A 9,731-nucleotide genomic window follows, 5' to 3' on the forward strand; every position below is an offset into this window, starting at 1 on the left:
ACCAGGGTGTCGATCCGGCCGAAGCGCTCGACGGCAGCGGAGACCAGGCGGTCGGCGGTGGCCGGGTCGGCGATGTCCCCGGGGACGGTCAGCACCCCCGCATCGTTGGCGGGGGCGATGGTGCGCGAGGTGGCGACGACGGCGTGACCGAGCTTGCGGTAGGCGTCGACCAGGCCGGCGCCGATGCCCTGCGAGGCTCCGGTGATGACGGCGACCTTCTGCTGGTCCTGCTTGCCCATGACATACCTCCAAGGGTGCGACCAAGCACGAGCACGCACTCGGTGCGGGGTGGGATTCCTCGACCCCGGCCGCAGCCGCCGGTCGACTCCTCGACGGTAGGCAGGGTGGCGCGGGTGGGCAACGCCGAACCGCCCCGTCCCCGGGACCGGCCTCCTCCCTGGTGGAAGGCCCAGCCTTCCAGCCCTGGTCAGCGCTCTCGGCGGTGCTCGGGGCACTGCGGCGGAGCGCGATCTGGGCGTTGATCGCGGCGCAAGATGACCTCGACCAGCCGCTCGGCCATCAGCGGCGCATTCGGCTGAATTCGCGTGATCTGCCGCCGTCTTCCTGCCTTTGCGGATCTGGGCCGAGGAACCGAACTGGTTGGACAGCCTGAGTACCGCCGGGTGCCGGGTGACGTTCACACAGCTCGCAAAACGCCTGCAGCGAAACGACGAACGCAGAAGTCGACTATCCCACGCCCTCGCCACACAGGTTAAAGATCAAGTGAGGAATTCGGCATCTCACCTTCGGTGACTCTGGGTGATGTATCGGATTGCCGAGGCGGCAACCCGGACCCATCATGAAGATGTTGGCAAAACTAACGGGCGGCAAGCCTCGTCAGGCGACCAGTTCACCGCGGAGAAGCGCAGGAGAACTTGGCGCCGACGCCCTCCCAGTTCACACCAAGGCAGCCTCCACATGATGTCGCTACCGAAGAGCTGGCTCCGCCTGTTCAAGTTCTTCTTCGCTCAACCGGCCCCGGCTGTGGCACCCAGATCTCACTCCCGCCCTCGGCTTCTGAAATTTGCATGATGAAGGCCGAATGCCGTGAAAGGTTCACGATGTCAGAAATAATTCGGCCGCACTCTCGGCGGGTATTTCTCTCCGCCTCGGCCGCAGTGACGGCTTCAGCGGTTGCCGGATCCTTCGGCGTGTTCGCTCCCCGGGATCCGGCAGCCGAAATGGGTGCTAACCCCGCGGGAGGATACCCCGAGCCGTCAGCGGGCGGGAATATCCGTCCCTTCCCTATCCGTTTCCCGGCGAAGGATCTGGTCGACCTCCGTCGGCGTATCGTGGCCACGCGCTGGCCCGAGAGGGAGACCGTCGCGGATCAGTCGCAGGGCACGCAGCTGGCGACGATTCAGGCGCTCGCACGCTACTGGGCGTCGGACTACGACTGGCGCAAGGTCGAGGCGAAGCTGAACGCGGTTCCGAACTTCATCACCGAGATCGACGGACTGGACATTCACTTCATCCACGTCCGCTCGAAGCACAAGAATGCTCTGCCGCTGATCGTCACGCATGGATGGCCCGGATCAATCATCGAGCAGCTGAAGATCATCGAGCCGCTCACCAATCCCACGGCACATGGCGGGAAGGCATCGGACGCTTTCCACCTGGTCATTCCGTCGATGCCGGGCTACGGATTCTCCGGCAAGCCGACCACGACCGGCTGGAACCCCGAGCGCATCGCACGTGCCTGGGCAGAGCTGATGAAACGCCTCGGATACAAGAGGTATGTGGCACAGGGCGGCGACTGGGGCGCACTCATCTCAGACTTCATGGCCGTGCAGAAGCCTGCGGGACTGATCGGCATGCACACCAACATGCCCGGCGCGGTCCCGCCTGCCATCGACAAGGCGATCCAGGCCGGCAACCCGGTGCCGTCCAACCTCTCGGCGGAGGAGAAGCGCGCGGTCGAGCAGCTGGGCGACTTTTACCGGCATCATGTCGTCTACGCTCAGATGATGGGGTCGCGTCCGCAGACGCTGACTGGGCTTACCGATTCGCCCGTCGGTTTGGCAGCTTTCCTGATCGACCACGACAAGGCCAGCTTGGCGTTGATCTCCCGGGTCTTCGCCGGACACACCGAAGGCCTGTCACGGGACGATGTCCTCGACAACATCACCCTCTACTGGCTGACGAACACGCCGATTTCCTCGGCCCGTCTCTACTGGGAGAACAAGGCACCGTTCTTCGCCGTCAAGGGCGTCTCCCTCCCGGTCGCTGTGAGCGTCTTCCCTGACGAGATCTACCAGGCCCCGAAAAGCTGGACAGAGGAGGCATACCCCAAGCTCATCCACTACAACAGGCTCCCCAGGGGCGGTCACTTCGCGGCCTGGGAGCAGCCTCGCCTCTTCACGGAAGAGCTCCGCGCGGCCTTCCGATCCCTTCGCTGAGCCAACCGAGCCCGACCGCCGACAAAGCTCGGGTGGCCGGAGGAGTCCCGGTCACGCAGGTGCTCCGGTCCGGGCTAAACCCTCGTTCCGGTCGGCAGCACGGCACGGGCGATGCCGGTCAGGTTGCCCTGCAGGACGAGGATCTCCCTGCGGTTCGTTCCGTCGAGATCGGCCGCGTAGACGTTCCCCGCCAGGTCGGTCACGTACATGCGGCCATGGTCCGGATCGAGGGCGAGGCCGATGCCTTCCATGAGGTGGGTCAACAGGATCTCGGACGTACGCCGCCTGTCCGGCGCGTCCATCGGTGAGCGGTTCACACTGTTGCCTCGCGGGGGGTCCCCGCGATCCGTCCAGTAGAGCATGCGCTCCACGAGGTCGAGCTCCAGGTCGATCGGCTCCGGCAGCCCCTCGAACAGCACCTCGATGTCGCTGCGTTCGGCTGCCCATTCCCCGGCGGGCAGGTCGATTCCGGCCCGCAGGATCTTCCCGAGCCCCGCGTCACTCGGGCCCTTCTGCGTCCAGTAGAGGTGTCCGCCGACAGGGTCGACGGCGACTCCACCACCTGGTCTCGTCGCGGCGGTCGTCCTCGCCCTGTCCCGTCTGCACGAGGGTCTCGACGTTCGTTCCGTCGAGGTCGCAGCGCATCACGCGCATGCCCTCGCGATCACCCCAGTACAGCTTCCGGCCGGCGGGCTCGAGGTAGAGCTGTTTCGGCGTGTGCGTGACGCCGCTCGGGACGATCGTCGTCCGGTCGCCTCCGTCCAGGCCCACGCGTTCGATCGAGCCGTCGTTCTCCGGAGGAAGGCCCATGTTCGTCCAGTAGATGTGCCCGGCCACGACATCGACGGCGACCCCGTCGGGGATCCTGCACCCGGTGACGATGACCTTCTTGTCGAACCCGTCGGGGTTCACGGAGAACAGGCGACCGCCACTGCTGGCCTCAAGCACGAACAGTCTTTCCTGGCGCTGCGTCACGGTTTCTCCTTCGCCGGGCGACCGGCTGCGGTGCCCGGCGGGCTGGACGGGTCGTGCTGGGCGCGCACGGTCAGCAGGGCCGAAAGCATCGTGTCGCGCCAGGCGGCCAGTTCATCCACCGAGCGGCCGTCCGCCTCATCCAGGACTCCGCTCACGATCTTTTCCTTGAGTTCGGGCGTGAACTCGGGGGTGCCCAGTTCCTGCCAGGACGCCACCATCCGCGGCATGAGGGTGTCCATGAAGTGCTGAATGCCGCCCTCTCCTCCGCCGAGATGCCACAGCAGATGGGGACCCATAACACCCCATCTGAGTCCCGGCCCCCAGGACACCGCGTCGTCGGAGTCCGCCACGTCGAGCACTCCCTCCTGGACCAGGTGGACGACCTCGCGGTACAGCGCGGCCTGGATACGGTTGGCGACGTGCCCGGGAAGTTCTTTTCTGAGGTGAATCGGTTTCTTGCCGATCGCGGCGTAGAACGACATGGCGTCCCGGATCGTCTCCGGGGCGGTCTTGGCTCCGCCGACTACCTCGACCAGCGGGACGATGTGCGGCGGGTTGAAGGGATGACCGATGACGGTCCGCTCCGGATGTCGGCACTCGGCCTGAATGACGGACATCGTGATGCCCGACGAGCTCGACGCGATGATCGCGTCCGGCGGCGTGGCATCGTCGAGGTCGGCGAACAGCCGGACCTTGAGCTCGGGGCGCTCCGGCGCGTTCTCCTGTACGAAATCGGCGTCCACGACGGCCTGACGCAGGTCCGCGGTGAAGCTGAGGCGATCGGGCGAGGCTTCGGGCGCGAGCCCGATCGAGGCAGCCGTGTCCCAGGCCGCCTCCACGTACGACCGCAGGGCCGTCTCCGCGGTAGGGGCCGGGTCGGTCGCTGTGACGTCGAAGCCTCGGACAAGATAGTGCGTCGCCCAGCTCGCCCCGATCGTGCCAGTGCCGACGATCGCCACGCGGTGGACGGGTTTGTGCGCATTCATGACTGGCCACTGCTCCTGGAGGTCGGACACGGGCTGAGGGAGAGGGAAGCGGCTGATGTGGTCGGCATCAGCGGCCGTGCCAGACGGGGGCGCGTTTCTCGGTGAACGCCCGTGCGCCTTCCCGCGCGTCCTCACTGGCGGCCAGCCCGCTCGTGAGCTCGTCCTGGCGTCTGAACGCGTCGCTCCCCTTCAGGCCCTGCGTTTCGCGCAGAACCTCCTTCACGGCCGCCAGCGCAAGCGGAGCGTTCCGTGCGACGCGCCGCGCCAGCTCGTGGGCCCCGTCCAGCGCGGCGCCGGGTGGGGTCAGCTCATTCACGAGCCCGTACTCCTTGCCTTCGGCGGCGGTCAGCGGCTCGCCCGTAAGGAGTACGCGCACGGCGACGTGGTACGGAAGGCGGCGCGGCAGCCTGACCAGTCCGCCCTCTGCCGCCACGAGACCGCGCGTGACCTCGGGAAGCCCGAACCGGGCGTCTTCGGCGGCGACGATCAGGTCGCAGGCGAGCACCAGCTCGAAGCCGCCGCCAAGCGCCCAGCCCTCGACAGCGGCGATCAACGGCTTGCGCACCGGCGTGCGGGTGAGCCCGCCGAATCCCCGGCCCGGCAGCAATGGCAGCTCGCCCTTGACGAAGGCCTTCAGGTCCATGCCCGCGCTGAACACCCCGCCCGCACCCGTGAGTACGCCGACCGACAGCTCCTGGTCTGCGTCGAGCAGATCCACGGCCGCCGCGAGCTTTACCGCGACCTCGTGGTCGACGGCGTTCTTCTGCGCCGGGCGGTTGATGGTGATGGTCAGCACGCCGCCGCGGCGCTCGTGGAGGACCACGTCGGCCGCTTCGGACGCCGTGCTCATCGAGGCACCTTCGCTTCCGTCGTGCCGGGGATCGCTCCCTGGGCGCGCAGCTCGGCGATGTCGGCGGGGCGGAATCCCAGCTCGGCGAGGATCTCGTCGTTGTGCTCGCCCAGGTCCGGCGCCCGCTTGGCCGGGACCTTCGCGACGCCTCGCAGGTTGACCGGGCTGTTGATGGTGTACTCCAGCCCGCTGACTCCTTCCAGCGGCACGACGATGTCGTTCGCGCGAAGCTGCGGATCCTGCGCGGTCACCTCCGGCGTCTGAATAAGGCTGTAAGTGATGCGCTCCTGGTCCAGCACCTCCTTCCAGTGGTCGAATGGCCGCGAGCGGAACTCGCCGTCGAGCAGCTCGGTCAGCGCGGCGGAGTTCTTGACGAAGCCCTCGATGTCCACGAAACGGGGATCCGCGAGCAGCTCGGCGTGCCCGATGGCCCGCGTCAGTCCCGGCCAGTGCGGGGGTGAGGCGACCAGCATGAACCACTCGCCGTCCGCGGCTCGGTAAGGGTTGATCAGCGGGTTCACTGGCGCCTTCCGATCGTGCAGGGCGAACGGCGTGCCGCCGGCGAGCGCGCCGGCCACGAGCGTGCCCGTGGCCCAGACACCCTCGGCGAGCAGCGACGTCCCGACGCTGGCCCCTTGTCCCGTCCGCTCACGGCGGTACAGGGCGGTCACGATCGCCGCGTAGATACCGATCGCCGACATGTAGTCGCCGCTGCCCCAGACCGGTACCGTCGGCGGGGCTTCCGCATCCCGGGTGGAGGCCAGAAGTCCGCTGCGCGCCCAGTATGCGGTCAGATCGAAGCCCGGCTGACCGGCGTCGGGACCGGCATCCCCGAAGCCCGTGATGTCGGCATAGACGACGCGCGGGTTCCAGCCCGAGACCTCGTCGTAGCCGAGGTGCAGCTTCTCACGTGTGCCGTGCGGGAAGTTGGTGATCACCACATCGGCCCACTCCACAAGGCGCCTGAGGATCTCGGTGGCCGCAGGCGACTTCAGGTCGATCACCATGCCGCGCTTGTTGCGGTTGGCGAGGTGCCAGCTGTAGTTGGCCTGTGCCCGGGGACTGGGTGGCACGAAGCTCAGCCGCCGCTGGGGGTCGCCCTGTCCCGGCGGCTCGATCTTGATGACGTCCGCTCCGAAGTCGGAGAGCACGGTGGCCGCGGCCGGTCCCGCGATGAAGCTCGACGCATCGAGGACCCTCAGGCCGGTGAAGACGGATTCGGTGGTCATCGTGGTCACCTCACGAAGGCGCTCAGGCCGCCGGTCACGGCACGTCCGACGATGAGCGTCTGGATCTCCCGTGTCCCCTCGTAGGAGTAGAGGGCCTCGGCGTCGGCGACGAAGCGGCCGACCTTGTAGTCGAGGACGATGCCGTTGCCGGCCAGCAACTCCCGTGCCCACCCCACGTTCTCGCGCATCCGCACCGTGCAGTAGGCCTTCGCCAGGGCGGACTGCTCGTCCCGGTACACGCCGGCGTCCTGCAACTGGGCCAGGCGCGTCACCATCCCGCACGATGCCGTGGCATTGCCGAGCATCTTCACCAGCAGGTCCTGCACGAGCTGGAAGCCCCCGATCGGGCGCCCGAACTGCTCGCGCTCCTTCGCGTACTGCAGTGCGATCTCGTAGGCGCCGAACATCACTCCCACCGCCTGCCACGCCACCCCGCTGCGCGTCCGGCGCAGGATCTCGGCGGTGTCCTTGAACGAGTTCGCGTTCTGCAGCCGGTTGGCCTCCGGAACGCGGCAGCCGTCGAGCACGATGTCGGCGTTCTGCACGATCCGCAGCGCCATCTTGTTCTCGATCTTCGTCGCGGTGAACCCGGGGGTGTCCTTCTCCACGACGAAGCCCAGCACGTGCTGCGTCTCGACATCTCGGGCCCAGACGACGACCAGATCGGCGAACGTCGCGTTCCCGATCCACCGCTTGGCCCCGTCGAGGATCCATCCGTCGCCGTCCCGGCGCGCGGTCGTCCGCAGGCCGCCGGCCACGTCGGAGCCGCCGTGCGGCTCGGTCAACGCGAAGGCGCCGATCTTCTCGAAGCGGCTCATCGCCGGCAGCCACCGCAGCTTCTGTTCGTCGGAGCCGCAGGTGAGGATGGTGCCCATGGCCAGACCCGTGTGCACGCCGAAGAATGTCGCCAAAGACGCGTCGGCGTGCCCGAACTCCAGCGCGATGAAGCCCGCGAGGAGGTTGCTCGGCCTGGATTCCGGGGAGTCGGGATCGGCCCAGTCCACAAGACCGAGCCCCCCGAAGCCCTCGACCAACTGGAAGGGGAACTCGGCCCGGGCCCAGTAGTCGTCGACGATCGGGGCGGCCTGCGTGCGGAGGAACTCGCGAACGGACTCGATCTTCTTCCGCTCCCCGTCCGACAGCAGTTCCTCGTAGGCGTAAAAGTCGGCGGGCAGCAACCCTTCATCCAGGTAGGGACCGGACGGTGTCGGCAAGGTCGTTGCGCCGCTCATGGCAGTCTCCCTCAAGCACTGTGGGGCCTGGCTCGGAGATCCATGCCCGGCGTTTCGGTTTCCCCGGCGCGATTAAACGCGGATCCAGGGCCGGTCCCGCAGACCCGCGCCGCACAGGGCTGCCGTTGTCGCCGCGAACCACCCCAGCGGCCCGTTGCCGCCCGGTGAGGGAGCGATGAGACAGGACTGCGTGCCTGCCCGGTGAGCGGCTACCCGAGCCGGGGCGCAGCTCAGGGCAGCGGTTCGATGACGACGCCGAGGACGCTGTCCCGGGGCTGTTCCCGAACACCTGATGGGGGACTGTGAAACGTTCGATGAAACTCCCGATCATGGAAGATGCATCGATGACCAGCAACAACGTGACCGAGGCCGAGATTGCCGAGCCGTCTGAGGTGGTGCCGTCGACATCTGTGGATGACCGTGCCAAGCCGGCTATAACCTCGGCCCTGCCAAGGCACAGCCCTCTGTAGCACGCTTTAGGTGCCTGTCTGGTGCTGCAGTCCGTCCAACAGCGCCTCCAGGCCGAACTCGAAGCTCTGATCCGGAGCCGCGTTGTACTCGGCGGCGGGTGTCTCGAGGCGAACGCGGAGGTGGGGGTGGCGCATGGCGACCTCCTGGGCCCTGTCCATGGCCTCCTGGATCTGCCGCTCCGCGCCGGTGGGGCCCCGGTCGAGCTTGCGGGCCAGGGACGCGGCGGCCGCGGCGCCGGCCGCATTGCCGAGGACGTAGGTGAGCAGGGCCGCGGCGGCCCGGTCGGCCTGGGCCGGGGTGAACCCGGCGGCCTCGTGCAGGGCGAGGCTGTGGTCGTCGTGTCGCGCCTTGTTCTCCCCGTAGAGGATGTGGGCCGCGAAGGCCTGCACCAGCCAGGGGTGGCGCAGGAGCATCGCGTGGAGATCGGTGGCCATCGTCGCGGCTGTGGTCCGCCAGTCGCCCGCGTCGAGGTCGGGCAGGCTCAGCTCGCCCCAGACGTGGTTGGTGGCGAGCAGTACGAGATTGTCCTTGTTCTTGACGTGCCAGTACACGGCCGTGGCGGCGGAGTCGAGCCGCTTGCCCAGCGCGCGCATGGTGAGACCTTCGAGGCCTTCCGCGTCCAGGAGCTCGACGGCGGTGCGGACGATCTGGTCGCGGGTGAGGGTGTCGCGTGCCATGGCCTCACGGTACGCGGCGACTTGCACAAAGTTCAAGCGGGGTCTTGCACAATGTTCAAGTGCTCGGCTACGGTCGTTCTCGTCAACCGATTGAACTAAGTGCAAGTCGAAGGAGAGAACCGTGAACGTCCTTGCCGCAGCTATGCAGTTGCTCGTCGCCGTTGCCTTCCTCAGCATTCCGCTGGTCCGGCATCGCTTCGGCCCCGCCGCCAAGGCCGCGGCCGTGGCCGAGCTGCGCCGGCAGGAGGTTCGACCGGAGGTGCTGGAGGAGAACAGGCTGCGCTTCGACGCCGGCGGGCACGAGACGGCGGCCCCCGTGACGGTCGCCGTGGTCATGACTGCCGTGGCGGTGGCCAACATCGCGGAGGCGGATTCGGCCCGGCTGTTGACCTGGATATTCTCCGCGCTGGTCCTGCTGATGAACGTGGTGATCGTCTACAGCAACCTGACTGCGGTGCGGTCGGTCGAGGCCGCCTTCCGGCGCAAGGGCGACCCCGAATTGGCCCGTGTCGAGGTCGCTCCGTTCCTGCGGGCCGCCGAGGGCGCCTTCCCGGGCTGGGTGCGGATACAGACCTATGTGCGCAATACGATCGTCTTTGGCGGCTCCGCCGTCGCTCTGCTCGCGGTCTCCGTCGCCTGACCGTACCGCGCACCACGCAGGGGCAGGGCGTCGCTCAGTCCTCTGGCTGCGGCGCCATCCTGTGCGGACCCTTGCGGTTGTAGTAACGGGTCATCAAGAAGCCCAAGGCCAGCGCGATGTAGACGAGCATGGACACGATCCGGTCTTCCGAGTCAGGAATTCTGTTCAGATGTATAGTGAACCGCCCCGGGTTTGATGGAGACATCGAAGACCCGGAAGGATGCCGACCATGGCTGCTCCCCGTAAGTACCCCGACGAACTGCGCGAGCGTG

The 9,731-nt window shown here is 67.5% G+C and carries 11 protein-coding genes; 2 read left to right on the plus strand and 9 right to left on the minus strand.

Going from position 1 to position 9,731, the window contains the following annotated elements; all coding sequences use genetic code 11:
• Positions 1-239: SDR family NAD(P)-dependent oxidoreductase (locus tag AB0N06_RS36665; protein WP_366139019.1), on the minus strand; the 239-nt coding region annotated here is incomplete at its 3' end.
• A 789-nt stretch (positions 240-1,028) separates the two neighbouring features.
• On the opposite strand from AB0N06_RS36665, the gene AB0N06_RS36670 reads away from it, so the two are divergent.
• Positions 1,029-2,399, plus strand: a complete 1,371-nt coding sequence (locus AB0N06_RS36670) for an epoxide hydrolase family protein (RefSeq protein WP_366139020.1) — start codon at positions 1,029-1,031, stop codon at positions 2,397-2,399.
• 74 nt (positions 2,400-2,473) lie between these two features.
• Here the strand turns inward: AB0N06_RS36670 and AB0N06_RS36675 are convergent, their stop codons facing one another.
• The 7 genes from AB0N06_RS36675 to AB0N06_RS36705 all read right to left on the minus strand — a co-directional run bounded on the left by AB0N06_RS36675 (position 2,474) and on the right by AB0N06_RS36705 (position 8,819).
• Positions 2,474-2,818 carry a hypothetical protein gene (locus tag AB0N06_RS36675; protein WP_366139021.1) on the minus strand — a complete coding sequence of 115 codons (345 nt, stop codon included), beginning with the start codon at positions 2,816-2,818 and terminating at the stop codon, positions 2,474-2,476.
• 79 nt (positions 2,819-2,897) lie between these two features.
• Entirely contained in the window at positions 2,898-3,374 is a 477-nt protein-coding gene (locus AB0N06_RS36680; protein ID WP_366139022.1) for a hypothetical protein, read from the minus strand.
• Complete coding sequence (locus tag AB0N06_RS36685) at positions 3,371-4,360, minus strand: 3-hydroxyacyl-CoA dehydrogenase NAD-binding domain-containing protein (RefSeq protein WP_366139023.1); 990 nt, start codon at positions 4,358-4,360, stop codon at positions 3,371-3,373. Before AB0N06_RS36685 ends, AB0N06_RS36680 begins: the two co-directional genes overlap by 4 nt.
• Positions 4,361-4,427: 67 nt before the next feature.
• Positions 4,428-5,210, minus strand: a complete 783-nt coding sequence (locus AB0N06_RS36690; protein ID WP_366139024.1) for a crotonase/enoyl-CoA hydratase family protein — start codon at positions 5,208-5,210, stop codon at positions 4,428-4,430.
• On the minus strand, positions 5,207-6,439 hold the full coding sequence (locus AB0N06_RS36695; protein ID WP_366139025.1) for a CoA transferase: 1,233 nt from the start codon (positions 6,437-6,439) through the stop codon (positions 5,207-5,209). Before AB0N06_RS36695 ends, AB0N06_RS36690 begins: the two co-directional genes overlap by 4 nt.
• Before the next feature lie 5 nt (positions 6,440-6,444).
• The gene (locus AB0N06_RS36700; RefSeq protein ID WP_366139026.1) at positions 6,445-7,671 is read right to left on the minus strand and encodes an acyl-CoA dehydrogenase family protein; all 1,227 of its coding nucleotides are present in this window, start codon (positions 7,669-7,671) and stop codon (positions 6,445-6,447) included.
• A gap of 476 nt (positions 7,672-8,147) precedes the next feature.
• Positions 8,148-8,819, minus strand: coding sequence for a TetR/AcrR family transcriptional regulator C-terminal domain-containing protein (locus tag AB0N06_RS36705; protein ID WP_366139027.1), 672 nt, complete (start codon positions 8,817-8,819; stop codon positions 8,148-8,150).
• A gap of 121 nt (positions 8,820-8,940) precedes the next feature.
• On the opposite strand from AB0N06_RS36705, the gene AB0N06_RS36710 reads away from it, so the two are divergent.
• Positions 8,941-9,459 carry a hypothetical protein gene (locus AB0N06_RS36710; RefSeq protein ID WP_366139028.1) on the plus strand — a complete coding sequence of 173 codons (519 nt, stop codon included), beginning with the start codon at positions 8,941-8,943 and terminating at the stop codon, positions 9,457-9,459.
• A 34-nt stretch (positions 9,460-9,493) separates the two neighbouring features.
• Here the strand turns inward: AB0N06_RS36710 and AB0N06_RS36715 are convergent.
• Positions 9,494-9,731, minus strand: a 238-nt coding sequence (locus AB0N06_RS36715) for a hypothetical protein (RefSeq protein ID WP_366139029.1), incomplete at its 5' end; no start/stop codon positions are given.

Source organism: Streptomyces sp. NPDC051020 (assembly GCF_040683105.1).
Classification (GTDB): domain Bacteria; phylum Actinomycetota; class Actinomycetes; order Streptomycetales; family Streptomycetaceae; genus Streptomyces.

What these genes read in the sequence shown, in the direction of transcription:
- AB0N06_RS36670 (WP_366139020.1), top strand. Translation starts at nt 1,029, where the DNA reads ATGATGAAGGCCGAATGCCGTGAAAGGTTCACGATGTCAGAAATAATT.
- AB0N06_RS36685 (WP_366139023.1), bottom strand. Translation starts at nt 4,360, where the DNA reads ATGAATGCGCACAAACCCGTCCACCGCGTGGCGATCGTCGGCACTGGC.
- AB0N06_RS36690 (WP_366139024.1), bottom strand. Translation starts at nt 5,210, where the DNA reads ATGAGCACGGCGTCCGAAGCGGCCGACGTGGTCCTCCACGAGCGCCGC.
- AB0N06_RS36695 (WP_366139025.1), bottom strand. Translation starts at nt 6,439, where the DNA reads ATGACCACCGAATCCGTCTTCACCGGCCTGAGGGTCCTCGATGCGTCG.
- AB0N06_RS36700 (WP_366139026.1), bottom strand. Translation starts at nt 7,671, where the DNA reads ATGAGCGGCGCAACGACCTTGCCGACACCGTCCGGTCCCTACCTGGAT.
- AB0N06_RS36705 (WP_366139027.1), bottom strand. Translation starts at nt 8,819, where the DNA reads ATGGCACGCGACACCCTCACCCGCGACCAGATCGTCCGCACCGCCGTC.